A 26,733-nucleotide genomic window follows, 5' to 3' on the forward strand; every position below is an offset into this window, starting at 1 on the left:
AAATCGTCCCGGCCCTCCGGGAAGACCGCCAGGTCGATGCGCGACGCGTGGTGCAGACGCATCACCCCGCGAGCCACTGCGCCCCCTAGGGTGAGAATCATGCGAACAGACCGCAAGACCCCGGCGTCGATCCTGGCGTTGGTCGTCGGATTGTGCGGGCTGACGATGGCGCTGGGCTATTTCAACAAGGCCAGATGCGGCGGTGCACCGTTCGCGCCCGACGGTCGAAGCCTGAACTTCGACGTCAACAAGAACATCGACGTCTGCTACTCCGACATTCAGTTGCTCTGGCTCGGACGAGGTATCGATCAGCATCTGTTCCCCTTCGTCACCGGAGGGATAACGCCCGAAGGATTCCTGACCGGCGGAACCGTCGAATACCCGGTGCTCAGCGGAATTCTGATGTGGCTGGGCGGTATCGGCTCACACACCGACACCGATTTCCTTCTGCACTCGGCCCTCATCCTGGCTCCTTTCGGACTGCTCACGGCGTGGATGCTCGGCAAGATGAGCGGCGCGTACGCGCTCGTGTGGTCGGCGACTCCGCCCCTGGTTCTGTACGCATTCCACAACTGGGAGCTCCCGGTGGTGGCCACCAGCGTCGGCGCGATCTTCCTGATGACGTTCGAGCGGATCCCGCTGCGAACTCGCGCGGTTCTGGCGGCCGTCATCCTGGCGATCGGTTTCTGTTTGAAGCTGTACCCGGGAATGTTCGTGCTGCCGCTCATGGCCTACGTGCTTCTACGCGGCACCGAAGGCAAGCGCTACGACGTTCGTGGAGCGCTGATGACGGCGGGCGCGGCGATCGTCACCGTCGTCCTCGTCAACCTGCCGTTCGCCCTCATTTCCTACGAAGGCTGGCGCGCGTCGTTCAGCTTCCAGGAGAAGCGAAGCGCGGACATCACCACCAACTCGGTGTGGTTCTGGGGTTTGCGCCCCTTCTACGGTTTCGGAGTTCGCGAACTCAACGCCGACTACGACGCACTGGTGAGCATCCTGTCTCCGGTGATGATCCTGTTGTCGTTCGCGCTCGCGATGTATCTGGGTTGGCGCCGCTACGTCCGCGACGGCTACTTTCCGTGGATTGCAGTCAGTGCCGCGATGCTGTGCGGATTCGTGTTGCTGCACAAGGTCAATTCACCGCAGTACACACTGTGGATCCTGCCTTTCCTCGTACTGTTCAAGATCCGGTGGTTCTGGATCGTCGCCTATCTGATCGCCGACGCAGCGTTGGGTATCGGCATCTTCCGGTACTTCTACCAACTGGACATGAATCTCGATCCGAGCAAGTACGAAGCCGTCGTCCAGGCGAGCGTGTGGGGCCACGTCGTCCTGCTCGCCGTGTTCTTCTTCCTGTTCCTGCGAGTCCCGTTGCGGTATCCGCTTGCCGGTGGGACCGATCAGATTGCGAACTCCGACAACAACCTTCCGACTCACTCACGGGAGCACGCCTGATGACTGCATCATGGTTCGAATCACCGACGCTGACCGGTGATCGTGTCCGACTCGAACCCCTGGGCGTCGCGCACACCGACGCTCTGCTCGCTGCTGCCGACGACCCGGCGATCTTTCGTTGGACCGCATCGCCCATCACCGATCGGGAACAGGCACAGAAGTACATCGCTGCAGCAACCGACGACCCTAATCGGATCGCCTTCGCGCAGGTGAACATCGCGACGAACGCCGTGGTCGGCACCACGTCCATGTACCAGATCGACCCGGTAAACCGCAGTCTTGCAATCGGATACACGTGGTTGTCGCGATCGGTTCAGGGAACCGGGATCAATCCCGAATCGAAGCTGCTCCTGCTTCGTCACGCCTTCGACCAGCTCGAAGCCGCACGCGTCGAGTGGCACACGGACGAGTTCAACGAACAGTCCAGGGCCGCGATCGCAAAGCTCGGCGCTCAGTTCGAGGGCCTGCTGCGCAAGCACCGACGCCGCGCCGATGGCAGTTGGCGTACAACAGCGCTGTTCGCGATGACCGACGACGATTGGCCGACCATCGCACCTCAGCTCGAGACACGTACCCGAAACTAGCGATCACCTGCACTCTTCGGCCAAGTCCATGCCAAGATTCACCTCATGAGCGATCAGGGTGGGTACGGGTACCAGGGCAATCAGAATTGGCAACCGTCTCCGTACGGGCAGCCCGATCCGTACGGCAGGCGGCCGACGAACACACTCGCGGTGCTCGCCCTCGTCTTCGCGTTCCTCATCGCGCCGTTGGGGATCGTCTTCGGGCACATCGCTCGCGGCCAGATCAAACGGACCGGCGAAGAAGGCGACGGACTCGCCCTTGCCGGACTGATCATCGGCTACATCTTCACCGCACTCGGCATCCTGGCCGTGATCGTGTGGATCGCGTTCTTCGGGCTGCTCGCCGCCGCTTTCGGCAACGCCGCGAACGAGGCGAGTTCGCGGAGTCTCACCTATACGACGCCGTACTCGTACTCCACGACCACGACTCGGGCACCGAGTGCACCCACCACAGCGCCGAAAACGACGACGCCCCCACGCGTCACAACCTCGATCGGACCAGCGCCGACCGTCTCGGGCACCAACCGTCAGGGCTTCATCTCCGGCGGCCCCAGCTGCAACTCCACCAATCCTGCCGTCGCCATCGCCGTCACGACCGGATCACGAATCGTCATCTGCGAAACCGGAGTCGGGCGTTACTACTACAAGGGTCAACGGCTGAGCGACGGCGCCACCATCGAACTCGACGATCCGACGCCCACGGGCAACGGATTCACCGTCACCAACAAGGACGTGACGTACAAGCTCACCTCCGCCGGACTGGTGATCACCGGCAGCGGAGGCGAGCTGGGTCGGGAAGCGGCGCTCGAGTTCTGGATGAACTGAAGCGCGTCAGCCGGCACACGGATCCTGGTAGGGAACACCGGGCAGGTACCGCTCCCATTCGGCTTCCGTGATGGGAGATCCTGCGGTGCGGCACAATCGATCAACGACGCCGTCGGGGTCGATTCCCCACAATCGAACGGTCTTGTCCGACCCGCTACCCGCGATCATGTCACTCTCGCCGGCGAACTGAGCGTCGTTGACGCGACCCGGGTAGGCGGACAGCGTCGCAAATCGTGTTGACCGCGAGGGAGTCTCGATGTCCCAGAGCCAGACGGTTCCGTCGCCGACACCGGCAGCGAGCCGATCACCGGCGCGGTTGAACGAGATCGAATAGATTGCGCCCTCGGGGCCGACGAGACGAGCGAGTTCCTCGGGTGCCGACGGTGTGCGTACGTCCCACACGGCGACACCGTGATCCGCACTTCCGGCGGCCAACAGCGTTCCGTCGGCGCTGAAAGACACTGCTAATGCGTAGCTTTCGAATCCACCCACCGTCGCGGCCACCCGGGGCGACGCTGCGTTCGACACGTCCCACAGATCCACTTCGTTCTTGGCGTTCGCGATCGCCAAGATGTCGGTACCTGGCTGAAAGGCCATCATCTGCGGGTAGGAGCCGACATCGGTCAACGACAACAGTTTCGGAGCCGACGGGTCGGAAACGTCGACCAACGCAATACTGTTGTCGTCCTGCGAGGACACCGCCAGCAGATCTCCGGCGGGATTCAGCGCGACAACCGCCACGATGCCCTTCACATATACCGCAGGCTCGCCGTAGATACGTGGCGACGCCGGATCACTCAGGTCCCAAAGATATGCACCGCCGCCGGTGCCGCTCACAGCCAGGTTCCCGTCTGCCGACACCGCCGACGCACCGCTGAAAGAGTCGGCCCCTTGCGGTTTCAACTCCGGCATCACCGCGGGGCGATCGAGATCCTCGGTGTTCCACGCCAACATCGCGCCACCCCTGGCACCGACGCCGGCCACCAGACGCGAGCCGTCCGCGGCAAAGGGACTGGTGAAGATCGTGTCCCGAGCTCCCGCCCAGACCGGACCCGGAAGAGCCCACACGCGAGTCACACCGTTGAGTCCCCCGGTGACCAGATTGCGGCCGTCATCGCTGTAGTCGACTGTGGTCACCGCCCCACTGTCCGGAAGTGTTTCGATCAATGCCCCGGTTCGGGGGTCCCACACGCGCACGGAGTTGTCGGAACTTCCTGCGGCAAGACGTGTTCCGTCTTTGCCGTAGTTCAGTTCGTTGACGTAGCTGGAAAATCCCGTCAGTGCCTGCAGGGGAGTGGGGCGCGCCGGATCGCTCATGTCCCACCGAACCACCTCCCTGCCAGTGGTTCCCGCCGCGAGCTCACGTCCGTCCGGGCTGAAGGCAACGCCGAGGTGGTGGACGGTGGTGCCGTTCGGCTCGGTCGCGAAGATCGGCGCCGATTCCTCACCCCACTTCGCGACGTCCCACACGCGCAGAGTCGCTTGACGCCCGCCCGCCACGAGGAAACGTCCGTCGGGGCTGAACGTCGCGGTGACAATGCCGTCAGCTGGATGCGGAAGAGCAGGCAAAGCAACGGCATTCGTGGAGGTGTCGATGTTCCATCGCAGGACGTCGGGCGTCGAGGTACCGGCGACCAGCTTGGTTCCGTCTGGACTGAACTCCATGTCCTGCACTACCCGTTCACCGTCGACGGGAAGAGTTCCACGAACCGGATTCTCGGGATCCGACACGTCCCAAAGCGCAGCGCCGCCGGCGCCACCGGTCGCAAGCAGCCGTCCGTCCGGGCTGTAGGCGACGGCAAAGAGCGCCGTGCCCTCCGAGACTCCGAGGAACTCCGCCTGCGGAACGGCTGAGGCAACACCGTCCACCATCGGATAAAGCCTGACCTTCCCGTCCGAACCACCCACCGCCACAACAGTTCCGGCTGGGTTGATCCGGGCCTTCATCGCGCCGGGCGGCCCGATGATGCGAGTAGCCGAATGAACGCCCGACGCATCCAGCAATGCCGAGCGGGCTTCGGTCGTTTCGTTGACCGCAAATGCCGCCAGAGCAAGCTGCGACGCCAGCGACGGATCCCGCTCGCGCATCCTGATCGACTCGGTGGCCACCTGACGCGACATCGCCTCGTCTCGCGCGGTATCTGCTTGGACACGTTGACGATTGGCTCCGATACCGGCGACGGTCGCAACCACCGCCAACACCAGAGCGATCACCGACGCGGCTGCCAACGCAGTCACGAGCCGTCGTAGCACGCGTGTACGTCGGCGATCGGCAAATTCCTGCTGATCACGATGCTCGATGCTCGCGGCGAGGTACTCCCGCTCGGTGGCATTGAGGTCGGCGGCGCGGGTCCGACTCGGTTCCAGTGGGAGCCCGAGTTCGCCCGAACGCAGCCATTCTTCCGTCAGATGAAGACGTGCGGGTCCGAGCAGCGCGCCGGGGTCGCGTCCACTGTCTTCCCACACCTGCGCCGCGTAGGTGAACCTGCGATGCACCGCCAGACCGGCGCGGTCCGAGTCGATCCAATCGCGAAGCCGACTCCACGCGGACAGCAAGACCTCGTGCGAAACCTCGACGGTCTCCTCGTCGACGGTGAGAAGGCGGCGTAAGGCGAACCGGTCGATGACGGTATTCACGTCGTCGACGTCGTCACCGAGGAAGAGTTCGGTGCGCGGTGCCCGCCGACGCGTCTGCGTCACTTCGTCGACGTTGACCAACCGGAGGAAGATCCTGCGCGCCAACTGCTGCTGCCGCTCTGTGAGCTCGCCGTACACTTCCTCCGCGCTTTGCTGGACGGCTCCGGCAATCCCGTCGGTGGCGTAGTAATCCGAGACGGTCAGCGTCTTACGCGTCGACCGTTGCCAGGTCCCCAGCAGTGCGTGCGACAACAATGGCAAAGCTCCGGGGTCGCTGGCCGTGCGCGAGCCGCGTGGTGTCAGCTCGGAGACCAGAACCTGAACCAACTCGCTCTGCACGGTCATCCCGGCCTTGACCGCCGGCTCGACGATCACTTCGCGCAACTGCTCTTCGGTCAGCGGCCCGACCACCATCGGCGAGTCGTCGAGCAGTGGCACCAAAAGCGGTTCCTTCGCCGCGAGCCCGTAGAAGTCGGCACGCATGCCGATGACGACAATGGTGTTCTCACCGAGTTCCGCGAGAGTCCGCAGTATTTCCTCGCGACGATCACCGTCGCACTGCGTCCACAGTTCCTCGAACTGATCGAGCATCAAGACTGTTGGTTCGTCGGAAATCGACGACGGGATTCCTCCCGTACCCGGCTGCCGGATTTCCACCCGCCAGCCGTCGAACCGTGGATCGTCTCCAGCGATCTTGGGGGCGAGCCCGGCCCGCAGCAACGACGACTTACCCGAGCCGGAAGCACCGATCACCATGAACTGACGGCGACGTTCACCCTGTATCGCCGACGCCACCCGTTCCGCCAAATTGGCAGTGAGTTCGTCTCGACCGAAGAACCACTCGGCGTCCTCCTGCCGGAACGACTCGAGACCTCGATACGGAACGGTGGCGTCGCCGCGTCGTCTGGCCGTCAGCTGTCTCACTCGTTGCACCGCACTGATCCAGCGCTCCCGCTCATCCTCGGAATCGACGCCGCAGGCCTCGAGGAGCGCGAAAAACATCGGGGTACTCGCCGGCGTCGGCAGGTGTTGGCCGGCAAACCATCCGCTGACGGTTCCGTGCAAACCACCCGAACGCTCGACGGCTTCGCGGACCGTCAGTCCGGCTGCGTTCCGCAGTGCAGTGAGCGTCTCAGCAAACTGCCCACGCGACTCGATCCGGGCGGGATCGACCTGATTGTGCGTACCGGCTTCCGCCTTCGAGTTCATAGCGACGCACTCTATCGGAGCAGGTAGGGGATTTGTCCGTTGTATGGACTCTGTATCGAGAGAGTTGCACCCGTTCCACTGAGACACCTCGATCGAAATACTCGTCTCAGTCGGACCCCGAGCCAGCAGCCCTTCTGCAAATACGGCAGTCGACGCCCATCCCCTCCGTCGAAAGGCGCTACTCGCATGTCTTCAATCGGCATTTCTCCGAAGATCGAGGCAAACGTGTCCCGAGTCGGCAACCCCAAGCACGGCAAGCACAAGCCGAAGCTGAGCGTCCGCGAGATCGAAGTACTTCTTGCCTGGCTACGTTCGGATTCCAAGTCCGAGGTCGCCGAGACGCTCGGCCTACGCGTCTGCACCGTCAACACACACATCACTCGGATCCGCACGAAGTACAGCGACGTCGGGCGGCCGGCTCCCACGAAGGCAGCATTGTTTGCCCGCGCGGTCCAGGACGGGTACACCACCCTCGACGAGTGGTGACCTCAGACCGTGACGGGTTCCGGTTCCTTCGCCTTGGACGGCTTCAGCCAACCGGGTAGCCAGGCGGGTTGTTTGTCCGGTGCTTGATCGAGAACACCGCCCGCCGGATCGTCGATGAACCCGTACCGCACGAGATCCTCCGACGGCCGGTAGATCTGCCGGAGCACCAGCGCGCACAGAACGAGTACCGCGATGTCCCGGATCACGACGGTTCCGGTGAACCACTGCTCGGGCAGCCCCTTGTTGGACACGCCGAGGTAATACATCATTCGTGGAACCCAGACCAGGGCGTCGATGGTCATCCACGCGAGCAGGAGTCTGCGGTGCGGCAAGGCCAACACGGCCAGCGGCACCAGCCACAGAGAATACTGCGGGCTCCACACCTTGTTCGTGAGCAGGAAGCCCGCCACCAACAGGAAGCACAGCTGCGCAACTCGCGGACGACGCTGCGCCGTCAGGGCGACGTATCCGACACCGATGCAGACGGCCACGAACAAAAGCAGAGAGACGGCGTTGAGATTCGACGGTGACTCACCCTGTGCGAGAGGACCGTCGAGGCCCTTCCACGACGTGAACGACGCGATCACGTTGTAGAGCGAATCCGGATCGGCCCCGCGTTCGGAGTTGAGCCGGAAGAACTCGTACCAACCATGGGGGTACAGCGCGGCAATGGGCAGGTTCACCGCAAGCCATGCCGCGACCGCGCTGAGAGCGGTCACCAGCCAGTCCCTCGTCTTGCCCGCGCGCAGACACAGGACCAAGAGCGGTCCCAGTAGGAGCAGCGGGTAGAGCTTTGCGGCGCCGCCCAGGCCGAGCAGGATTCCCGCGAGCACGGGCCGCTTGCGTGCCCACGCCAACAACCCACCCGCCGCGAACGCCGTCGCCAGAGGATCGAAGTTCGTGAACACGTGCACGATCACCAACGGGGAACACGCGATGAGAGCGCCGTCCCACACTCGTCGTCCGGCCAGAAGGGTGCTCGCCCACACGGTGACCAGCCACGCCAACGCCAACCCGAACGCCACGACGTTGAAATAGAGCGCCACCTGAATCGCGCCCGGCAGCCAGGTGATCGAATCCCACGCCTTCGCGACTTTCATTGCGCCGTACTGGTAGAGCCCCGAGATGACCGGATACTCCATGTACCGCATCTGGATCGAACCGTCGCCGCGTACTTCTTCCCACGACGTCTTGTACGGGAATGCTCCCTGATCGAGGCGCTCGGCTCCGTACAGCGGAACGGTGTCGGAGTAACACATCGCCACGTACTGACGGCTGCCACTCCAGTCGAGGCCGACCTGCCCGCTCTCGCCGACCGGCGCCTGTTGAATACAGCCCGCCTTGGCGAACCAGCCGAAAGCCAAGAACACCACGGCGAGCAGAAGGATCACTCTCATCGGTGTGAAGAAGCGAGTGCGCCCGATCAGTGCGTGACGACCTACCGGACCGCCGACGGTTCCCGACAGCGCAGACACCATCGCGTCGTTGCGACTGGGAACGTCCCGCCAATCCGCCGAACGAAGATCTTCGGCCAGCGGAGCGGGGGAGGTCGGTTCGGCATCATCAGCATTCGCGGCCACTCCGCGAGGTTACCGTCTTTCGAACCGACCACCCTCCAACTACTGGCCGGGGCTCACACCTGCCGGTTCTTCCTCGGTGGTCTCGCCTGCCCCTGGTACCTGTGGCGTGGTTGTCGTCGGCCGGGAGATGCCCGGAATCGGGATCGTGATGCCCGGCAGAACCTCGACCTGCGTCGTTGTCACCACGGGCGGCGGAGTGGTTTCCGTCGTCGTCGGTGCGGTGGTCGGCGGCGCCGACGTCTTGGGCGGTGCGGGAGCCGTGTACTCCGGAACACCACCGGCTTGACCGTTGATCTTGCCCGGCGTCGGGAACTTCTCGTTGTCGGTGCCCTCGAGGGCGCCGTCCATCGTGTCCTTCCAGATGTCCGAAGGCAGACCCGAGCCGTAGATCATCGCGCCACCGGAATTGGTGATCGCTTCACCGTCGGGAGTTCCGACCCAGACCGCGGTCGAAAGCGACGGCGTGTAGCCGACCATCCACGCGTCCTTGTTGGCTCCGGTGTCACCGAGCTGCGCAGTACCTGTCTTCGACGCCGACAGACGTCCGCCGGCCAGGTTGTGACCGCGCGAGTACGCCGCGATCGGCTGCATCGCAGCCGTCACGTTGTCCGCCACGGCAGCGTCGATGCGGTCTTCACCGGCGGGCGCGCCGCGGTCCAGCAGCACGGTGCCGTCGGCCGCGACGACCTTCTGCACGAAGTGCGGTGCGTGATACGTACCGGACGCGGCGAGTGTCGCGTACGACGACGCCATGTCGAGCACGCGGGCCTGGTACTGGCCGAGCACGATGCCGTTGTTGGGGCCGGAACCGTCGGCCTCGGTGAGCGACGGGCCGACACCCGGGATGTCCTTCGGGATGCCTGCCTTGTGAGCGATGTCCGCGATTTCCTGCGGGCCGTTGCCGTCGAGGCTGAGCATCTGACGGTAGAAGCTGGTGTTCAGCGAACGCTTGAGCGCCTCTGCGATGGTGCAGGTGCCGCAGCTTTCACCTTCGACGTTGCCGATGGAGATGCCGTTGACGGTCAGCGGTGAGCTGTCGTACATCTGCGAGAGCGGGATTCCCTGATCCAGGGCGGCTGCGAGGCCGAACACCTTGAACGAGGAACCAGTCTGAAGTCCGGCATTCGCGAAGTCGTATCCCGCGCCGTCCTCACCGCCGTAGTACGCCTTGACGGCTCCGGTCTTCGGATCGACCGAGACAACTGCGGTACGCAGATTCTCCGGCTCACCCTCCATGTTGGAACGGGCTGCCTCGACCGCTGCGGCCTGAGCCTGCGGGTCGATGGTCGTGGTGATCTGCAAGCCCTCGGTGTTGAGCAACTGCTCGCTGATTCCAGCGTCGCCGATCTCCTTGAGCACCTGACGCTTGATCAGGCCTTCGGGTCCGGTCGAGCCCTGGCTGCTGTTGTCGACCTGGGCGAGCGGGATGTAGGCGGGGTACTGCATCTGCGTGCGCGCGGCCTGATCCAGCGTGCCGGCGGACACCATGCCGTCGAGCACGTAATCCCAACGGGACTTCGCGCCGGTCGGGTTGGTCTCGGGATCGAGGAGCGACGGAAGCTGGATCGACGACGCCAGGACGGCGCCTTCTTCGATGGACAGCTGGTCGACGGGCTTACCGAAGTAAGCCTTGGACGCGGCTTCGATACCGTACGCACCACGACCGAAGTAGATGGTGTTCAGGTATGCGGCAAGAATGTCGTCCTTGGACCACTCGTTGGCCATCTTCGAGGAGAGAACGAGTTCCTTCATCTTTCGCGTCAGCGAACGCTCCGAGCCGACGAGCGCGGTCTTCACGTACTGCTGAGTGATGGTCGATCCACCACCGGCACTGTCGCGACCGAGGACGTTGTCACGGGCTGCGCGTGCGAAACCGGAGATCGAGAAGCCCGGGTTCGAGTAGAAATCGCGGTCCTCTGCGGCCAGAACGGCGTTACGAACGTGCATCGGTACCTGATCGAGCGAGACCTCGACGCGGTTACCTTCGTCCGGCGGGACGACGGTAGCGATCACGGTGCTTCCGTCGGCGGCGAAGACCGTCGCCACCTGATTGGTCTTTTGGTCACCGGGCTTGGGGACGTCCTGCACGATGTACGCGGCCATGAAGGCAAGGACGGGCAGAACAAGACCGAGCGCCACCAAGACGTAGGCCGAGCGGCGAACTGTGCGCCACTTGGACTTCTTCTTCACGGCGCTCTTCTTTCCCTTCGGGGGTTGTCCGTCGTTGCCACCGCCACCGGAGCCACCTGTCGGTGGCTTCGTCGGTGGAGGTCCGACCGGCGGGCGGGCGCCCGCGTTGCTACGGGTGGTCGCTGCTGCTGCCGCGACGCGCTGGGTCGGTTCGTTCGCCTGAGCGCCGGAGGCGCGATCTCCTTGAGCGCCTACGGCGCGATCTCGAGGCGGCGGGCCGGCAGGTCGGCCTTGCGGCGGACGACCCTGAGGAGGGGGACCGGCGGGGCGGCCCTGAGGAGGCGGGCCCGAAGGTCGGGCTTGCGGCGGACGACCCTGGGGCGGGGGTCCCATCGGACGACCTTGCGGCGGACGACCCTGAGGGGGCGGACCCATCGGAGGGCGTCCCTGCGGTGGTGGGCCCATGGGACGTCCCTGCGGCGGACGACCCTGAGGAGGTCCGGCGGGACGGTTGGGACCGACGGGACGGCCACCCGGGTTGTTGCCGCCCGGGTTGTTGTTGCTGGGGGAACTCACGAATCAAATCTCCAGTGGTCACGGACCGATCACGTGCAGACTTCGATCGGGCCCTTCTTCGGGTGTGGCGTTACTCGCTGGCGGTGCGCCGGCTTGGTGGGCGTGCTCGCCGCGGTCGCGGCGGCGCAGGTACTGCGCCGAGCACATAGGACTGCACCAAGTGGTTCCAACTGCAGGTACGGCACACCTCTACAACGTGCACCGTGAACTCCTCTGCTGTTTCCGCAAGCCGAGCGAGCTCGTCCGAGGTTCGGGCCGATCCCGAAACCTGACCGAGCTTGTCGCCGAACACCCAGGACACGAGCGTCAACTGTTCCTTGCGGCAAATGGGGCAGACGACGTCGCTGCCCAGGCCGTGGAACTTCGCGGCTCTGAGTAGGTACGGATCGGCGTCACACACCTGCTTGACGTCGGTCCGACCCGCAGACACTTCGGCCAGCACAGACCGACGCGCGAGCGCGTAGTCCACAACTTGCCGCTGTATCCGCACCTGACCAGCGTACGTGCGTCCGTGCCGCGACGGACGGTTCGGGAGGGTCACGATGAACACATTTCGGGGGCTGGGGGCATGGCGACCAGCCATTACGATCACTTCCTGTGAAGTCTTCTCGTTCTCCGATGACGCGCGCTCGTGATCTTGATCGCGTCGAAACGTGCAATGTGTTGGACGCCGCGTACGCCGAAGGGCAGTTGAGCGCGGAGGACTACTTCGACCGGACCGAGAAGGCGAAGTCCGCGAAGACCCTGCTCGCACTCGCACGCCTGGTCAACGATCTGCAGGTGCCGAAGATCGAGACCAAAACGGTGCCTCGGACGTCGACGGCACGAAAGGCCGTGTTCGTCGGTGCTGCTGCTCTGATCGTCGTCGGCGCGATCGCAGCAGTGGCGTGGAGTCGGTCACCGTTGACGCCCTCGGAAGACATCACAGCCAGTTATGCCAGCACTACTTCCCTCGCTCCGCCGTTGCCGACCACCACCCCGGTGCCGGAGCCGACCGTCGAACCGATCCTGATCGCACACATCGACACGTTGACGCCGGAAGGAATCGGCGCATTCATCGAGAGGTATCGAGAAGAGTTCGGTGACATGTTCGTAGACGACGCCAGCTTCCACGGCGACTACTCCTCAGTGAGCCGGGCGGTCCCCGATGCTCCCGCTCTCACCGAGTCCATCAGTTTTCGCGACGGCTTCGAGAGGGAAGTGACGTCCATTCCGCGGCGAACGGGCCAGCCGACCTTCGACCTCGGTTCCATCCAGATCGACAAGCTCGCGCCGTACATGGTGAACATCGGCGACTATGTCAATGTTTCGGACGCCGCGATCACCCACTTGATCGTGGACGCGAACTACGGCGTCCCGGAGATCGCGATCTATGCAGAGAACGGACTCGGCCACCAAGGACGCATCGAGGTCACGCCGTGGGGCGAGATCTCTCGTTCCTACCCGTACGGGAGCTAGGGTGAGCCGGTGAGTGGGTCCCCGACTACTACCTCTACGCGCACCCGTGCGCGCGACGTCGACCGTTCCGATACCTGCGCCGTTCTCGATACGGCTCTGTCCGACGGACAGATCACGGTCGACGAGCACGCGAACCGAACGGCTGCGGCCATGACCGCGACCACCCTCGGCCAGCTCGATCTGCTGGTCCGCGATCTGCAGAAAGCAACGCTGCGCAACGCCGTCGCCAAAGTTCGTCGTATCGACAAGATCTGGTACCTCGCAGCCGCATCGACTATCTTCGCCGGCCTGATCGGGTACCTCACCTTGTCCGCCGACGATTCACCCCCACCGCCTCCACCGGCTGCAGCCGAACCTGTCGGACCGCTTGCCCCCATTGTGAGTTCGACGCTGAACACGGTCACTGCAAGCGGGATCGGGGAATTCATCACCAGATACAGCGCCAAGTACGGCACGACGCTGATCGATTCCGCCAACTTCTACGACGGCCATGCAAGCGTCACTCGCGCCGCCGCTGTCTCGCCGAATCTGGAGGAGGACATCGACTTTCGTGGAGGTTTCACACCAAGCGAGAGCTCCACATCCCGGGCGGCCAGCACGACTACCTTCGACCTCGCCTCGGTCGACATCGACAAACTCGCCGGATACCTGGCCGGAGCGTCCGCCAATCTCAACGTCCCCGACGCCAAGGTCTCACACATCAGCATGAGTTCGTCGGGCCAAGATCCACGTATTTCCATCTACGTGGACAACGAACTCGGCGCGAGCGGTTCGATGGAGCTGACCCCGGATGGCCGCCCGATCCGCTTGTCTCCCTTCACTCCTCGATAGGCCTCGGACATGCCAAACGATCTGACCCGGACCACCCGTGCTCGCGACGCCGACCGCGAGGCCACCTGCGCAGTGCTGGACTCCGCCTTCGCCGACGGGCAACTCACCGCGGCCGAGCACGACGAATTGACCGAACTCGCCGCGGTGGCAGTCACTCTCGGCGATCTCGAAGATTTGACGTCCGATCTGCAGACCGAAGCGTCTCTGCCTGTTCTCCGGAAAGAACCTTCGCTCGACACGCGTTTGATCGCCCTTGTGATCATCGCTCTGTCACTGGTCTCGGCTGTCGGTTTCGGAATCAAATACGCCGCGTCCGACGTCACGATCTTCTCGAGCCCCGAGCCACAGTTACACACCGTCGACGGCCTGGGGGCGATGTTCCATGCCATCGAAACGGAGTACGGCAGCGGACTGGTCGACGAGATGACCATCTATCCCACTTATGCACGCGTAACGCGCGCCGATCCTGCCGCGCCGCGCAAGAGCCTGGACAGCTACTACCGAGGCGACCTCGAGGACACGACTTCAGGAGGATCACGCGAACCCGACGTGACACAGATCGACGTCAGACAGCTCGATCCTCGCATCGTGATCGCCCTGCTCGACGGCGCCGGAACAACGACGTCGGTGCAAAATCCGACCACTCGGTACGTCTCTGTCGATAGCACCGAAAATGTTCCGACCATCCAGATTCACGTCGGCAACGACCTCGACGAGAGCGGGTACCTGACCGCTGGCCTCGACGGGGAAATCATGTCGATCTACCCGTTCACCCCCTGATCTAGCCGTGACACCTTGGTACACGTATCGGGCCGCAGTGTGGTTTTATATATCGGCGCGATATAGTTGGTTATCGCATCAAGCGGTTAGGTTCAACGACTCGGGAGGTTTGTCAGTTGCTCGAACTCGCAATCCTCGGGCTGCTCCTCGAGTCACCGATGCACGGATACGAGCTGCGTAAGCGGCTCACTGGTCTGCTCGGCGCATTCCGCGCGTTCTCGTACGGATCGCTGTACCCGGCACTGCGGCGCATGCAAGCCGACGGATTGATCTCGGAAGACGTCGACACTGCCACCGGCACGCTCAAGCGTCGGGCGCGTCGCGTCTACCAGCTCACTCCGGAAGGTCGGCAACGGTTCACCGAACTGGTCGCCGACACCGGGCCGCAGAACTACACCGACGACGGTTTCGGCGTTCACCTCGCCTTCTTCAGCCGCACCCCCGCAGAAGCGCGGATGCGGATCCTCGAAGGCAGGCGACGCCAGGTCGAGGAGCGCCGTGAGGGGCTCCGCGAGGCCGTCGGTCGGGCCAGCGGATCGCTGGACCGCTATACCCGTCAGCTCCATCAGCTCGGACTCGAATCGAGTGAACGCGAAGTGCGTTGGCTCAACGAATTGATCGCAGCCGAGCAATCGACAACAGGAACATCCCGGAAAGAAGGAGAACCCGACCATGGGTGAGAACAGCACCGCGGTGCGCGTAGCCATTGTGGGCGTGGGTAACTGCGCCTCGTCCCTGGTTCAGGGCGTCCACTACTACAAGGATGCCGACGAGACCCAGACGGTCCCCGGCCTCATGCACGTCAAGTTCGGTAAGTACCACGTCCGCGACGTGCAGTTCGTCGCTGCGTTCGACGTCGACGCCAAGAAGGTCGGCTTCGACCTCTCCGAGGCGATCCTCGCGAGCGAGAACAACACCATCAAGATCGCCGACGTCCCGCCCCTGGACGTTCCCGTTCAGCGTGGCCCGACCCTCGACGGCATCGGCAAGTACTACGCCGAGACCATCGAGCTGTCCGACGCCGAGCCCGTCGACGTCGTCAAGGCACTCAAGGACGCTCAGGTCGACGTCCTCGTCTCCTACCTGCCCGTCGGTTCCGACGACGCTGACAAGTTCTACGCACAGTGCGCGATCGACGCAGGCGTTGCATTCGTCAACGCCCTGCCCGTCTTCATCGCTTCCGACCCGGAGTGGGCTGCCAAGTTCAAGGACGCCGGCGTCCCGATCGTCGGCGACGACATCAAGAGCCAGGTCGGCGCCACCATCACCCACCGCGTGATGGCGAAGCTGTTCGAAGACCGCGGCGTCGTGCTGGACCGCACCTACCAGCTCAACGTCGGTGGAAACATGGACTTCAAGAACATGCTCGAGCGTGATCGCCTGGAGTCCAAGAAGGTTTCCAAGACCCAGGCCGTGACGTCCAACCTGACCGGCGCACTTGCCGGCAAGGTTCACGACCGCAACGTCCACATCGGTCCCTCGGACTACGTGGAGTGGCTCGACGACCGCAAGTGGGCATACGTCCGCCTCGAAGGCCGCGCCTTCGGTGACGCTCCCCTGAACCTGGAGTACAAGCTCGAGGTCTGGGATTCGCCCAACTCTGCCGGCATCATCATCGACGCCGTCCGCGCAGCCAAGATCGCCAAGGACCGCGGCATCGGTGGACCGGTTTACCCGGCTTCCGCTTACCTGATGAAGTCCCCGCCGGTCCAGATGGCCGACGACAAGGCTCGCATCGAGCTCGAAGCGTTCATCATCGGCGCTGACGAAGCTTAATTCGACTCACACTGATTCGGGGTCTTGCGCCCACGGCGCAAGGCCCCGATTCTGTTATCCGCAGGGTGTTTCCGCATCCGCGCGGGTAATCACGCCTGCGGCTGCCGAATTGCCGTGCGGGTCCGGGTGCCGCTCAGCGTGGAATGATGGACATCAGAACCATCACACGGATCGAGGACCCCATGTCGATTACGTCGCTGCCAGTGCTCGATCTGTCGCTTGCGCAGAACCCCGACACCGCCGAGCAGTTCCGCACTCAGCTCCGCGAGGCCACCCACGAGGTCGGATTCTTCTACCTGGTCGGCCACGGAATTCCCGACGAACTGCAGCGACGCCTCCTCGACGTCGCCCGCGAGTTCTTCGCGCTTCCCACTGCCGAGAAGCTCGCGATCGAGAACGTCCGCAGCCCGCACTTCCGTGGGTACACCAGGCTCGGCGGCGAACTGACCGAAGGCAAGCAGGACTGGCGCGAGCAGATCGACATCGGGGCCGAACAGCCCGCGGCCGAGCGCACCGACACCTCACCGGCCTGGGAGATCCTGCAGGGCCCCAACCAGTGGCCCGACGCCCTTCCCGAACTTCGCGACGTCATCACCGAGTGGAACGACACGCTCACCTCGATCGCATTGAGCCTCTTACGCGAATGGGCGGTAGCCCTGGGCCAGGATGCGAACATCTTCGACGACGCGTTCGCTCACGATCCGTCGATCCTCATCAAGGTGGTGCGTTACCCGGGCCGCCCGAAAGGTGCCGGCTCCCAGGGCGTCGGCGGACACAAGGACGCGGGTGTGCTGACTCTGCTCTATGTCGAACCGGGCAAGGGCGGTCTGCAGGTCGAGCACGACGGCGACTGGATCGACGCGCCGCCGATCGACGGGGCGCTGGTGGTCAACATCGGCGAACTGCTCGAGGTCGCTACCGGCGGATACTTGAAAGCGACTGTGCACCGGGTAGTTTCACCCGAGGGCGACGGCGAACGTATCTCGGTGCCGTTCTTCTTCAACCCGAACTACGCAGCGCAGATCCCGGAGTTCGACCTACCGCCCGAGCTGGCGGCGCGCGCCACCGGCGTCACCGTGGACGCGAACAACCCGATACACGATTCCTACGGGGCGAATGCCCTCAAGAGTCGACTACGTGCGCACCCCGATGTCGCGGCCCGCTGGTGGCCGGACATCGTTGCGGCACAAAGCGCTACCTGATGCTGAACTACAGATCCATCGCGACTTTCCACGCCGTGTGCATCGCGCCCTCGATGTAGTCGACGTTCACCGCGTCACCGACCACATGTACGTCGGACACGACACCGATCAGAGAATCGGCCAGTGGCGCCTGCGCCGACACTCCCGACGCGACGACAACCATGTCGGCTGGAGCGGTCCGTGTCTTGTCACCGGAACGGAATTCGACGTGCTCCTTGGTGATTCGCTGCACCGTTGAATTGCGGTGAATGTCCACACCGACATGCTTGGCGTGGCGCACCGCCGTCCAGCGGCGCGGCATCGCCATCGGAATACCCAACTGCTGGCCTTCTTCGATCAGCGTCACATTGCGACCTCGCTCGGCCAGGAACTCCGCAAGCTCGAGTCCGACAAGCGAACCACCGATCACGACAACGTCTTTACCCATGGGCAGGAACTTGCGGGTCACAGCTCGGATCGCCGCGGGGCTCTTGGTGATACCGGACAGCTTGCCCAACTTGGCCATCGTCCGCAGGAACGGCGGTACCTGTGAGACGTCTCCAGCTCCGGTCATCAACGCGCGCAACGAATCACCGGTGTGCACGTGCGGCAAGTCGCCGCCCGGAACACTAGGCCGCTCACGGACTGCACCGGTGGCCACGACTACGGCGTCGGGGTTCAGTGCCCGGATCGAAGCAACCGAGGCTTCGGTCTTCAGTCGAACATCGACACCGAGACGCTCGATTTCCACTTTCAACCAGCTGAGCAGACGCCCGTTGTCCGGGGTAGTGAGGCTCGAGAACCACAGGGTGCCACCGAGGCGATCGGACTTGTCCAACACCGTGACTCGGTGCCCACGTTCAGCGGCCACGCGGGCCGTCTCGAGACCACCGGGGCCCGCTCCGACCACAACAACGTGTTTCGGAGTGCTGGTCCGAACGAAGGGGAGAAGCGCTTCGTTGCCGAGCGCGGGATTGACAGCGCACAGCGGCGTCTCGTCCCAGAAGTTCTCCTGCACGCAGACGTAGCAATTGATGCAAGGCCGAACCCGCTCGGGTGCACCGTCTTTGAGTTTGTTCACCAACTGTGGATCGGCCAGGAGCTGACGGCCCATTGCGGCGAAGTCCGTGCGACCTTCCGCGATCATCTTCTCGCCAACCTCGGGGAGCATACGTCCGACCGTGATCACGGGGATCGATATCGCCTGCTTGATTCGCGTTGCATTGTCCGTGTAATAGCCGACCTTGTCGGGCAGTGGTCCGTCGGTGAAGTTGGCAAAAGCATTCAGCGCGGTACCGGTGACATGAATGGCGTCAGCTCCGGCCTCTTCGAACATCTTCGCGGCCGCAGCAGCCTCGTCGACCGTCAGCCCGTCGGTTTCGCCGTACTCTTGACCGGCCAGACGCACGATGACGGCAAGCGCACCACCGACCTCCTCCTTGACCGCCCGAATGACCTCACAAGCGAGGCGAGCACGGTTCTCCATGGAACCTCCGTACTCGTCGCCGCGCTGATTCGTGTACCGACTCAGGAACGCTCCGAGGACGTAGTTGTGGGCACAGTGAATCTCGACGGCGTCGCCGCCCGCCGCCTTCACCCGTCCGGCAGCCTCGGCGAACATGCGAACCAGCCAATCAAGATCTTCCTTGGTTGCCTCGTGGTACGTAGCCCTCTTGCCCTCGTTGATGGCAGCCATCTTGCCCAGTTCTTCTGGCGTGCAATCGGCCATCGCGCTCATGTCACCCGGCGGCTTCGGCGTGGACGGGACCAACTGCGGTCGGCCGTCGAGGGTATCGATGCGCGCCACCTTGCCGTGGTGTGTCATCTGCACACAGAGCTTGCTGCCTGCGTCGTGGACTGCGTCGGCCAACGCCTTGAGACCGGGGATGAACCGGTCTTCCGAAAGCCCCGGTTCCTTGCGGCTGGTGCAGCCCAGCGGATACGCAACAGCGCAGCAACCGGTGATGATCAGACCCGTTCCACCAGCTGCACGCGCCACGAAGTGGTCGATGTCGCCCTTTTCGATTTCCCCGTCTTCACACAGGTTCATGTCCATCGCAGGGAGAACCACGCGATTGGGCACGGTCATCGGGCCGATGGTGCCTGGTGCGAGCAGGTGCGGAAAGGTCTGGCTTCGGATCGTCACGAGCAGACGCTAGAACTGGACCACGCCCATCCGTTGCCGCACTCCCGATCAACGAGACTTCACGCGCTGTGACGTTCGAGGCACTCGGCTATCACCTCGAGCGCATATTCGAGGTCCGCGGATTCCACTCGCCCGTAGCCGATGACCAATCCGCCGGGGTCTCCGTGCGTTCGGGTGGACTCGACCAGGGTGGGCACTTCGACGCCGTATTCAAGTGCCTCGCGAGCGACGGTGGCTGCCAGATCCGCGTCGAGCATGAGCGTCGTGTGCATGCCGGCGCCGAGACCCCGCAGTTCACCGAACGATGACAGCGCTTCCTCGACCGCCCGATCACGCTCCCGGTACCTGCGCCGGGCGGTACGCACCGCTCGATCCCATTCGCCGTCACGGAGCAGGGACAGGAGTGCTTGCTGCAGCGGAACCGACGGGAAGTCGCCGATTCGCTTGCGGTGTACTGCTATGCGGTCGACCAGGTCGAGGGGAGCTACCAACCAGCCCAATCGAATTCCGGCGCCGAGCGTCTTGGCAACTGTTCCGAGATACACCACCCGATCAGGAGCCAACTGGGCAAGCGCAGGCAAAGGCGCTACGTCGTAACGGAATTCGGAGTCGTAGTCGTCCTCGAACAGGACGACGTCGCGGACGCGGGCGAACTCGATCAACTGGTTGCGCCGACCTACCGGAAGCAGCCCACCCGTCGGATACTGATGGGACGGTGTCACATACACGCCACGGACGCTCTCCGACGCAGTTTCGAGTTGGTCGACACAGAGACCATGAGCGTCGACGGGCACGTCGAGCAGCGACCATCCACAGGCTGTAGCGGCCGAGGACGCATACCGGTATCCGGGATCTTCCATCGCCAGAACAGCACCACGGGTACGCAGAGCCGACAGGGCGAGGCCGAGACCATGCGTGGCACCTGAGGTGATCAGGATTCTCTCGGGTTCAACCGACATTCCGCGGGCTCTTGCCAGCAATTCCGATAGTGCCGAACGCAATTCGTAGTCACCCGCAGGATCGGGATCCTCGAAAGGTGGCGGTTTGGACCCGACGTCACGCCACGCCCGCCGCCACGCTGCCGATGCACGCGGCGGCGTCCACGGCACGCCCGGCCGGAGCTGCACTCTGGGTGACATCTTGTCGGCGGCCTTCTTCGGTGTAGTCGTGGGAGAGGGCGCGGGAGAGGGCGCGGGAGAGGGCGCCTCGGCAACGAAGGTGCCTGAGCCGTGCACAGCGACAAGCCAACCCTCGGCGATCAACTGCTCATACGCCCGTTCCACGACGCCCCGCGCCACCTCGAGCTCCGCCGCCAGCTTCCGGGAACTGGGTAACCTCAGACCCACTGCCGCCTTACCACTGCGGATATCAGCTCTCAGGTGGTCGGCAATCTGGACCGGGAGCGCCCGCCGATCTGTCCGATCGAGGACCACGGCTACCGCCGAAGGCAGAAACATTCAGAACCCTCCCGGAAGTGGCAAATCGAAGTGGCCTATCGAAGTCTCCACTGATTGGACCATGACTTGAAGCCACTTTGCCACCAGCATTGTCTGCATGACAGATTCCGTTGTCTTTGCTGCCCCTGCTCCTGCCCCCACTGCACCTGTTCCGCTGTCCCCGACAGCACGTACGACGCACAAGCGCGCCCGCCACCACGGCGTCGCAGAACGCGCGGCACTCGTCGACGTCTTGCAGTCCGCGAAGCTGTGCCACATGGGTGTGACCGTCGGCGGAGTTCCCATGGTGTTTCCCACCGCCTACGGGTTCGACCTCGACGGCCCCGACCGCGGCGGATCTATTTATGTTCACGGTTCAGTCGCTTCACGGAGCTTGGCTCCCGACAGCGAAATCTGCATCACCATCACGATCCTCGACGGGCTCGTGTTGGCTCGGTCGGGCTTCCACCACTCGATGAACTACCGCAGCGGCGTCATCATCGGATCACCTCGAGTCGTGACCGACGGCGACGAACGCGTGAAGGCTTTGAATCTGATCGTCGACCAGGTGGTTCCCGGACGTTCCCAACACTTGCGGGATCACACGCGCAAGGAAATGGTGGCAACCATCGTTCTTGCGCTGCCGTTGTACGAGGCTTCCGTCAAGGCTCGCACCGGCGGCCCCGGTGACGATGCCGCCGACATCGGTATCGAAACCGTTTGGGCTGGAGTAGTTCCCGCAGCTACGCACTTCGGTGAACCGATCCCGTCCGAGGATCTCGACTCCGGTGTCGCGCTGCCGGACCATATCTCGACGATGCTCTGACCGCACACGCCGTACACACCGGGGCATGGCTAAGCCCCGGTGTGTACGTATTCAGTTGCGCCCGTTCAGGCTGCTGTGGGTGGGCTGTTCCCGCCGATCGGATGCTGATACGGATCAACCGACATCGGTGGATAGAACACCGATTTCCGATCCGGGCCGATCTCCACCCGCCACTCCGTGTGATGCAGCGTCCGATGATGATGACCGCACAACAAGATCAGATTGTCGAGATCTGTTGGGCCACAATCGTTCCAGTGAACAATATGATGGGCATCGCACCACCCCGACGGTGTTCCGCACCCCGGAAACGCACACCCACCATCACGAACCGCCAACGCCCGCCGCTGCGGCACCGTCGCCGTTCTCGCTTCCTTACCGCAGTCGAGCGGAACACCATTCTCGTCCAACAAAATTCGCGTGACCGTGCAATCGCAGGCCAACATCCGTGCGGTGTCGATGCTGATCGGGCCCACCCAATCCGTCCACGCGAAACCCAGTTCCTCGGTGGACGGCAGGAGGTCTTTCAACGCCTTGAGGTCTGTCATGTCTTTTGCGCTGGCGGTGACCGTGATGTGTGGTTTCACTCCGCCTTCGATCGGACCCAACCCCGCTCGCTCGTACCGCCGCAGTAGTTCGCAGAACCCGTCCGCGCGCCGTAGCGCCGGCGTACGGGTGTCCTTGACGCCGTCTTTCTCCGGTGTCGGCGCAGACAGGCTCGACAACAACGTGATCAGACGCGCCCCGTTCACAGCATCTAGGTCACCCTTCACCGACACGCGCCCGTACAAACCTTTCGACGCGTAGAACTCGTTACGCTCCGAATCCTCACCAACCGGAACCCCGTCCTCACGCTTGCCGTACTGCTTCTCGATCCGCCGAATCGCCGCCCGCACCGCATCACAATCCGCAATCTTCTTCGACGCCAACCCCAACAAGATCCCGCGGGCCTTGTCCACATCCGCCAGGGTCATGTTCTTGGGCGGATGCTGACAAAACGACGCCACCTGACGGGCTTTCAACGCATCCACATCGCCGCGATGGAATGCATCCGCGACAACAGGTTCGAGCATCAACAACCGCGCCAAGCCGACGAGCAGGCTGCACTCACCGATCTCCAGATTCGTCGACCCGTGCAACCACTGTGCGATCGCCCGAAAACCCTTCCCGCCGAGAACCTCCCGGGAAAACATCTCCACGATCAGCAACACCATCCGCGACTGCAATTCGTGCCGGGCGCGCACCAGATCCAGGACCTCACTCTTGAGGTCCTCGCTATCCAGTTGCCATGCATCCCGACTGTCCATGCCGAAAGTCTAATCGAACATAGTTTCGAATACAAGGGCGGATAACCGAAACTAGATGCTAATCAACAACTTTCGCATTCCAGGCGAAACGGGCAGGTTCTTGGGTCGCGGGAGTCGCCGCAACTCCGCCACCGATAAAGGGCCGGACAAGATCCAGCGGCAAGGGGAAGACAACGGTGGAGTTGTTCTCGCTACCGATCTCGTGAAGTGTCTGCAGATAACGCAACTGCAGGGTGGTCGGATTGCGGCTGATCACCTCGGCCGCCTCGGCGAGCTTGGCCGAAGCCTGAAACTCGGCGTCGGCGTTGATGATCTTGGCTCGCCGCTCTCGTTCGGCCTCTGCTTGCCTGGCGATGGCGCGCTGCATGTTGGCCGGAATCTCGACGTCCTTGATCTCGACGGTCGTGACCTTGACGCCCCACGGTTCGGTCTGCTGGTCGATGACTTTCTGCAGATCCTCGTTGAGGCGTTCACGTTCGGATAGCAGCGAGTCCAGCTCAGCTTTACCGAGGATGGAGCGCAGTGTGGTCTGGGCGATCTGTGAGGTGGCGGCCAGAAAATCCTCGACTTCGACTATCGAACGGTCAGCGTCGACGACCCGAAAGTACGTGACGGCGGTGACCTTCACAGGAACGTTGTCGCGGGTAATCACTTCTTGGACCGGTATCTTCAGCGTGACGGTTCGCAGACTGACCCGCTCCATGCGATCGATCGCCGGCACCAGAATCACCAGACCAGGACCCTTCAAGGTGATCAGTCGACCGAGGCGGAACACCACCGCGCGCTCGTACTCGCGCAGAACTCTCACCGACATGCCCACAAGGACTGCAATCAGCACGACAAACACGGACAACACGACAAGCACGGTGGTCATAGCGGCAGCTCCCACGGTTCACGACGGCGCACTTTCAGAGTCAGGCCTCGAACCTGCTCTACGACGACGGATTCGCCCACGGCGGGCACAGAATCGTCGTACCCGAATTCCATTCGAGCACGCCATAATCCGCCGTCGAGCTCGACCTGACCCTGCGCACCGGTCCAACTGCGAACGGTCGCGTCCGAGCCGACAAGAGATTCCGTCCCCGTACGCACGGGAGCGCGGCGCGCGGTAAGCGCTTTTCGACTCGCTACCGCCACCACGCCCAGGCCGACTACCGCGACCCCCGCCGTCACCGGGATCGCGATCAATTGCCCGATACCGTCGGACGTGAAGAGCATCCACACGCCGGCACCGATCATGAGTGCTCCAAGCGCACCGAGCACCCCCGCGGTTGGGGCATGCGCCTCGACCACGATCAACAGGACGCCCAGCAACAGGGCAACGACACCGATCGTCGTCATCACTCGTCTCCACGCTCGCGAGGACGCGGTCACGTCGCGTAGCCATTGTGCGATCGCGCCCTCGACTTCAACGGTAATCACGTTCGGCCGGATCTGCCACAAGCGCTTTCACATCACGTCAGAGAAGGACCTCACCGATCTGTCGTGCAGTCACCTTGGCAAGATCCGCGAGGAACGGAATCCGTTCGTCGATCATCAGCTCGACCGGACCACGAAGCCCGAGAGCGTAACGCACAGTGCCAGATCCATCGATTATCGGAATTCCGATCGTTCGGAAATCCGGGGTCAACTCCTCGTCGTTGAATCCGTATCCTCGCTCACGAGTCAGTTCCAGTTCCCGGCGGATACCGGCGACATCGGTGATCGCACGCTGAGTGGTCGCTTCACGTGGCAGCGCAGCCAGCTCGGAATCGTCGACATCGGACCAAGCCAGAAAGGCTTTCCCCAGTGCGCTCGCATGCAAGGGAAGGCGGACACCCTGCAGCACGTGCCCGTCGGCCTCGCGCCACCGACTGAATCCGAGCAACACCACCTCACTTCCGCTTCGCACTGCCAGGGAAGCGGATGCTCCTGTCGTCGCGGCCAATTGCTCCAAATAGGGCTCGGACAGATAGATCCGATGCTGCCGGTAGGAGACCTGTCCGTAAGCCGCCAGCGCCGCGCCGATGCGATACCGACTGGTTGCGTCGTCCTTCTCGAGAAATCCCGCGTCGACGAGCGACTGCAGCAATCGATGCGTGGTGCTGACCGCAAGCTCTTGTCGCCGCGCAACTTCCGAGACTCCCAGTTCTTCGCCACTGCGAAAACATGTGAGCATGGTCAGGGCACGGGTTACCGTCTGAACTCCCGCGCCGCGTGCGTCCGTCACGAACGATCCTTTCGCTGTGGCCTGATCGACCTGAGAATCGGACGCTAACACGGACCCAGCAGTCCGGCCATCCTTTCCATCAGATGGAAAGGAACCGAACGTGGACCTGCAAAAGCCCAGATGAACAGACTTCCGATGTTGTCAAGATTTCCAATCTCCAGAAAACAAACGGGGGTAAAACGGACAAGCACCCAATAGCGTCATCGTCGTCAGTTCTGACGATTCAACGCCTGAAGGAGCCACATACATGTCCCGCTTCCGCCGACTGCCACGAGCTGCCGCTGCGCTCGCCATGATCCCGCTGGCCGGGTTGGCGGTGGCGTGTGGGTCTTCCGATTCCAACAGCGCCGCAGGCAATTCCAGCGCCGACTTCACGCTCAAAGTTTTCGATCCCGGAAACTCCGGTGCCATCGCCGTCGGCAAGCGTGACGGAACCTACGACGAGGCGCTGGCACCGCTGGGCGCGAAGATCGAATGGGTCAAGACCACACCGGGATTCAGCTCCAACCTCAAACTCTTCAACAGCGGTGAACTCGACATCCAAACCGGCGCATACAGTCCCGTCGTCGGCGCACTGTCCAAGGACGTGGGTGTCCGCATCTTCGCCACGTCCGACCCGTACAACAAGGACCAGGCCGGCATCATCGCCACTCCGGAGTCCGGCATCAAGACCGTCGCAGATCTGGCCGGCAAGCGCATTGCCGTCAACCCTGCAGGCAAGGGCGAGTACATCACGCTCAAGGCTCTGACACAGGCCGGAGTGCCGATCGATTCCGTCGAACGTGTTCCGCTGCAACAGGCTGACGCGGCGTCGGCGTTCTCCACCGGGCAGGTCGACGCGTGGGCATCGTTCCTGATTCCGTATCAGGAGGCCAAGGCCAAGGGCGCGGTCGAGATCGCAACCGAGGCGAGCATCGACTCCGTGGACAGCACCATCATCGCCGGCCGCACCGCAGTACTCGAAGCGCATCCCGAGGTAGTCCAGAAGTTCCTCGAGGTCACCCAGGAACTCACCGCGAAGCAGCAGGCCGACCCGGCAGCATTCGAGAACGTCTTCGAACAGACCGGTCCGCGCGCACTCTCCGGACAGCGACTCGACGACGCGATCACCCTGGGCGGCCAGATCACCAACTTCCGCTACCCGACTGCAGCCGACGCTACCGACCTCGAATCGATCTCCACGTTGTTCGCCGACAACAAGGTGATCCAGCAGCCGATCAAGGGCAGTGACGTGATCTTCGACCTCCAGGGTGCTGTGGCAGGTTCGGCAGCGGCAGCACCCACCACCGAGGGGAAGTGACCCG

General features: G+C 63.3%; 22 protein-coding genes. 12 read left to right on the top strand and 10 right to left on the bottom strand.

The window, feature by feature from the left end; translation table 11 throughout:
• Positions 1 to 99 precede the first annotated feature (99 nt).
• The 3 genes from BH682_RS28710 to BH682_RS28720 are packed head-to-tail and all read left to right on the top strand — an operon-like array spanning position 100 to position 2,864.
• Complete coding sequence (locus BH682_RS28710; protein WP_029256727.1) at positions 100 to 1,455, top strand: glycosyltransferase family 87 protein; 1,356 nt, start codon at positions 100 to 102, stop codon at positions 1,453 to 1,455.
• The gene (locus BH682_RS28715) at positions 1,455 to 2,039 is read left to right on the top strand and encodes a GNAT family N-acetyltransferase (protein ID WP_075834975.1); all 585 of its coding nucleotides are present in this window, start codon (positions 1,455 to 1,457) and stop codon (positions 2,037 to 2,039) included. Before BH682_RS28710 ends, BH682_RS28715 begins: the two co-directional genes overlap by 1 nt.
• A 45-nt stretch (positions 2,040 to 2,084) precedes the next feature.
• A complete protein-coding gene (locus BH682_RS28720) occupies positions 2,085 to 2,864 on the top strand; it encodes a DUF4190 domain-containing protein (RefSeq protein ID WP_050656539.1) in 780 nt (259 codons plus the stop codon).
• Between the two features lie 6 nt (positions 2,865 to 2,870).
• Here BH682_RS28720 and BH682_RS28725 read toward each other — a convergent pair whose 3' ends face one another.
• Complete coding sequence (locus BH682_RS28725) at positions 2,871 to 6,710, bottom strand: nSTAND1 domain-containing NTPase (protein ID WP_075834977.1); 3,840 nt, start codon at positions 6,708 to 6,710, stop codon at positions 2,871 to 2,873.
• A 186-nt stretch (positions 6,711 to 6,896) separates the two neighbouring features.
• Here BH682_RS28725 and BH682_RS28730 point away from each other — a divergent pair, with 186 nt between their 5' ends.
• Entirely contained in the window at positions 6,897 to 7,196 is a 300-nt protein-coding gene (locus tag BH682_RS28730) for a helix-turn-helix transcriptional regulator (protein ID WP_003941253.1), read from the top strand.
• Positions 7,197 to 7,198: 2 nt separating this feature from the next.
• On the opposite strand, the gene BH682_RS28735 is transcribed toward BH682_RS28730, so the two are convergent.
• The 3 genes from BH682_RS28735 to BH682_RS28750 form a co-directional block, all read right to left on the bottom strand.
• Entirely contained in the window at positions 7,199 to 8,776 is a 1,578-nt protein-coding gene (locus BH682_RS28735; RefSeq protein WP_030537124.1) for a glycosyltransferase family 87 protein, read from the bottom strand.
• A gap of 39 nt (positions 8,777 to 8,815) precedes the next feature.
• Complete coding sequence (locus BH682_RS28740; protein WP_064073502.1) at positions 8,816 to 10,966, bottom strand: transglycosylase domain-containing protein; 2,151 nt, start codon at positions 10,964 to 10,966, stop codon at positions 8,816 to 8,818.
• Between the two features lie 586 nt (positions 10,967 to 11,552).
• A complete protein-coding gene (locus BH682_RS28750; RefSeq protein WP_075835547.1) occupies positions 11,553 to 11,972 on the bottom strand; it encodes a DUF5318 family protein in 420 nt (139 codons plus the stop codon).
• A 128-nt stretch (positions 11,973 to 12,100) separates the two neighbouring features.
• On the opposite strand from BH682_RS28750, the gene BH682_RS28755 reads away from it, so the two are divergent.
• From BH682_RS28755 to BH682_RS28780, 6 genes are all read left to right on the top strand, one after another.
• Positions 12,101 to 12,940: a DUF1707 SHOCT-like domain-containing protein gene (locus BH682_RS28755; protein WP_007735521.1), complete on the top strand. Its 840-nt coding sequence runs from the start codon at positions 12,101 to 12,103 to the stop codon at positions 12,938 to 12,940.
• A gap of 9 nt (positions 12,941 to 12,949) precedes the next feature.
• Positions 12,950 to 13,771: a DUF1707 SHOCT-like domain-containing protein gene (locus BH682_RS28760; RefSeq protein ID WP_075834979.1), complete on the top strand. Its 822-nt coding sequence runs from the start codon at positions 12,950 to 12,952 to the stop codon at positions 13,769 to 13,771.
• A gap of 9 nt (positions 13,772 to 13,780) precedes the next feature.
• Positions 13,781 to 14,551: a DUF1707 SHOCT-like domain-containing protein gene (locus BH682_RS28765; RefSeq protein ID WP_075834981.1), complete on the top strand. Its 771-nt coding sequence runs from the start codon at positions 13,781 to 13,783 to the stop codon at positions 14,549 to 14,551.
• A 116-nt stretch (positions 14,552 to 14,667) separates the two neighbouring features.
• Positions 14,668 to 15,231, top strand: a complete 564-nt coding sequence (locus BH682_RS28770; RefSeq protein ID WP_003946014.1) for a PadR family transcriptional regulator — start codon at positions 14,668 to 14,670, stop codon at positions 15,229 to 15,231.
• Positions 15,224 to 16,327, top strand: a complete 1,104-nt coding sequence (locus BH682_RS28775; RefSeq protein WP_003945979.1) for an inositol-3-phosphate synthase — start codon at positions 15,224 to 15,226, stop codon at positions 16,325 to 16,327. Before BH682_RS28770 ends, BH682_RS28775 begins: the two co-directional genes overlap by 8 nt.
• A 143-nt stretch (positions 16,328 to 16,470) precedes the next feature.
• Positions 16,471 to 17,529, top strand: coding sequence for an isopenicillin N synthase family dioxygenase (locus BH682_RS28780; RefSeq protein ID WP_223304565.1), 1,059 nt, complete (start codon positions 16,471 to 16,473; stop codon positions 17,527 to 17,529).
• Positions 17,530 to 17,536: 7 nt separating this feature from the next.
• Here the strand turns inward: BH682_RS28780 and BH682_RS28785 are convergent, their stop codons facing one another.
• Both BH682_RS28785 and pdxR read right to left on the bottom strand, forming a co-directional pair.
• Positions 17,537 to 19,654 (bottom strand): oxidoreductase, encoded by a 2,118-nt coding sequence (locus tag BH682_RS28785; RefSeq protein WP_075834983.1) that lies wholly within the window; start codon positions 19,652 to 19,654, stop codon positions 17,537 to 17,539.
• Positions 19,655 to 19,713: 59 nt separating this feature from the next.
• Positions 19,714 to 21,111: a MocR-like pyridoxine biosynthesis transcription factor PdxR gene (gene pdxR / locus BH682_RS28790; protein WP_075834985.1), complete on the bottom strand. Its 1,398-nt coding sequence runs from the start codon at positions 21,109 to 21,111 to the stop codon at positions 19,714 to 19,716.
• A gap of 97 nt (positions 21,112 to 21,208) precedes the next feature.
• Here pdxR and BH682_RS28795 point away from each other — a divergent pair, with 97 nt between their 5' ends.
• Complete coding sequence (locus BH682_RS28795; protein WP_007735513.1) at positions 21,209 to 21,916, top strand: pyridoxamine 5'-phosphate oxidase family protein; 708 nt, start codon at positions 21,209 to 21,211, stop codon at positions 21,914 to 21,916.
• Between the two features lie 65 nt (positions 21,917 to 21,981).
• On the opposite strand, the gene BH682_RS28800 is transcribed toward BH682_RS28795, so the two are convergent.
• From BH682_RS28800 to BH682_RS28815, 4 genes are all read right to left on the bottom strand, one after another.
• A complete protein-coding gene (locus BH682_RS28800; RefSeq protein WP_075834987.1) occupies positions 21,982 to 23,220 on the bottom strand; it encodes an HNH endonuclease signature motif containing protein in 1,239 nt (412 codons plus the stop codon).
• A 58-nt stretch (positions 23,221 to 23,278) separates the two neighbouring features.
• Positions 23,279 to 24,094 carry a slipin family protein gene (locus tag BH682_RS28805; RefSeq protein ID WP_003946040.1) on the bottom strand — a complete coding sequence of 272 codons (816 nt, stop codon included), beginning with the start codon at positions 24,092 to 24,094 and terminating at the stop codon, positions 23,279 to 23,281.
• Entirely contained in the window at positions 24,091 to 24,561 is a 471-nt protein-coding gene (locus BH682_RS28810) for an NfeD family protein (protein WP_007735511.1), read from the bottom strand. Before BH682_RS28810 ends, BH682_RS28805 begins: the two co-directional genes overlap by 4 nt.
• 118 nt (positions 24,562 to 24,679) lie before the next feature.
• Positions 24,680 to 25,429, bottom strand: a complete 750-nt coding sequence (locus BH682_RS28815; RefSeq protein ID WP_030537941.1) for an IclR family transcriptional regulator — start codon at positions 25,427 to 25,429, stop codon at positions 24,680 to 24,682.
• A 247-nt stretch (positions 25,430 to 25,676) separates the two neighbouring features.
• On the opposite strand from BH682_RS28815, the gene BH682_RS28820 reads away from it, so the two are divergent.
• Positions 25,677 to 26,729, top strand: a complete 1,053-nt coding sequence (locus BH682_RS28820; protein ID WP_058039347.1) for an NrtA/SsuA/CpmA family ABC transporter substrate-binding protein — start codon at positions 25,677 to 25,679, stop codon at positions 26,727 to 26,729.
• Positions 26,730 to 26,733 lie beyond the last annotated feature (4 nt).

Origin of the sequence: Rhodococcus sp. YL-1, from assembly GCF_001942025.1 — a bacterium.
GTDB lineage: Bacteria > Actinomycetota > Actinomycetes > Mycobacteriales > Mycobacteriaceae > Rhodococcus_F > Rhodococcus_F qingshengii.

What these genes read in the sequence shown, in the direction of transcription:
- BH682_RS28725 (WP_075834977.1), bottom strand. Translation starts at nt 6,710, where the DNA reads ATGAACTCGAAGGCGGAAGCCGGTACGCACAATCAGGTCGATCCCGCC.
- BH682_RS28780 (WP_223304565.1), top strand. Translation starts at nt 16,471, where the DNA reads ATGATGGACATCAGAACCATCACACGGATCGAGGACCCCATGTCGATT.
- BH682_RS28715 (WP_075834975.1), top strand. Translation starts at nt 1,455, where the DNA reads ATGACTGCATCATGGTTCGAATCACCGACGCTGACCGGTGATCGTGTC.
- BH682_RS28720 (WP_050656539.1), top strand. Translation starts at nt 2,085, where the DNA reads ATGAGCGATCAGGGTGGGTACGGGTACCAGGGCAATCAGAATTGGCAA.
- BH682_RS28795 (WP_007735513.1), top strand. Translation starts at nt 21,209, where the DNA reads ATGACAGATTCCGTTGTCTTTGCTGCCCCTGCTCCTGCCCCCACTGCA.
- BH682_RS28800 (WP_075834987.1), bottom strand. Translation starts at nt 23,220, where the DNA reads ATGGACAGTCGGGATGCATGGCAACTGGATAGCGAGGACCTCAAGAGT.
- BH682_RS28765 (WP_075834981.1), top strand. Translation starts at nt 13,781, where the DNA reads ATGCCAAACGATCTGACCCGGACCACCCGTGCTCGCGACGCCGACCGC.
- BH682_RS28775 (WP_003945979.1), top strand. Translation starts at nt 15,224, where the DNA reads ATGGGTGAGAACAGCACCGCGGTGCGCGTAGCCATTGTGGGCGTGGGT.
- BH682_RS28730 (WP_003941253.1), top strand. Translation starts at nt 6,897, where the DNA reads ATGTCTTCAATCGGCATTTCTCCGAAGATCGAGGCAAACGTGTCCCGA.
- pdxR (WP_075834985.1), bottom strand. Translation starts at nt 21,111, where the DNA reads ATGTTTCTGCCTTCGGCGGTAGCCGTGGTCCTCGATCGGACAGATCGG.
- BH682_RS28755 (WP_007735521.1), top strand. Translation starts at nt 12,101, where the DNA reads ATGACGCGCGCTCGTGATCTTGATCGCGTCGAAACGTGCAATGTGTTG.
- BH682_RS28805 (WP_003946040.1), bottom strand. Translation starts at nt 24,094, where the DNA reads ATGACCACCGTGCTTGTCGTGTTGTCCGTGTTTGTCGTGCTGATTGCA.
- BH682_RS28820 (WP_058039347.1), top strand. Translation starts at nt 25,677, where the DNA reads ATGTCCCGCTTCCGCCGACTGCCACGAGCTGCCGCTGCGCTCGCCATG.
- BH682_RS28710 (WP_029256727.1), top strand. Translation starts at nt 100, where the DNA reads ATGCGAACAGACCGCAAGACCCCGGCGTCGATCCTGGCGTTGGTCGTC.
- BH682_RS28810 (WP_007735511.1), bottom strand. Translation starts at nt 24,561, where the DNA reads ATGACGACGATCGGTGTCGTTGCCCTGTTGCTGGGCGTCCTGTTGATC.